This window comes from Vibrio sp. 1288, assembly GCF_033344475.1.
Genome location: NZ_JAWPOX010000890.1, coordinates 1 through 574 on the forward strand (window position 1 = coordinate 1; position 574 = coordinate 574).

A 574-nucleotide genomic window follows, 5' to 3' on the forward strand; every position below is an offset into this window, starting at 1 on the left:
TGCTAGAAGGCAAAAACTTTGGCAAGCTTGTTGTAAAAATCAACGACCCACTATAACAACCCGCAATAAGGAAGGGATAACAAATGATAAAACTTCATCATCTGAATCAGTCACGCTCTAAGCGTATTATCTGGTTACTTGAAGAGCTCAACGTGGAATACGAAATCGTGCCTTACGTTCGTGACAAAGTGACTTTCATGGCACCGCCAGAACTAAAGAGCGTTCATCCACTTGGTAAGTCGCCACTCCTTGAAGATGATGGTGAGTTTATTATTGAATCAGGAGCCATGACTGAATACTTGATTGAAAAGTACAGTGATGGAGCGCTTGCCCCTAAGCGTGGTACAAAAGCGCATACTGAATATTTACAATGGATGCACTTTGCAGAAAGCTCCGCTATTTTGCCGATGCTATTGAAAATATTCATCAGTAAAGAGCCGAACTCGATGCAGTTTTTGCCTGCATACGCCGACAAAGAAGCAATGAATGTATTGAGCTACTTCGAACAAGCGTTAGAAGGAAAAACCTACCTCGTAGAAGAGCGATTGACGGGTGCAGACATCATGATGTCTTT

At 42.3% G+C, this 574-nt stretch carries 1 protein-coding gene; it reads left to right on the plus strand.

The features are described from left to right. Positions 1-83 precede the first annotated feature (83 nt). A partial coding sequence (locus tag R8O11_RS29935) for a glutathione S-transferase (RefSeq protein ID WP_318195222.1) occupies positions 84-574 on the plus strand: 491 nt, incomplete at its 3' end.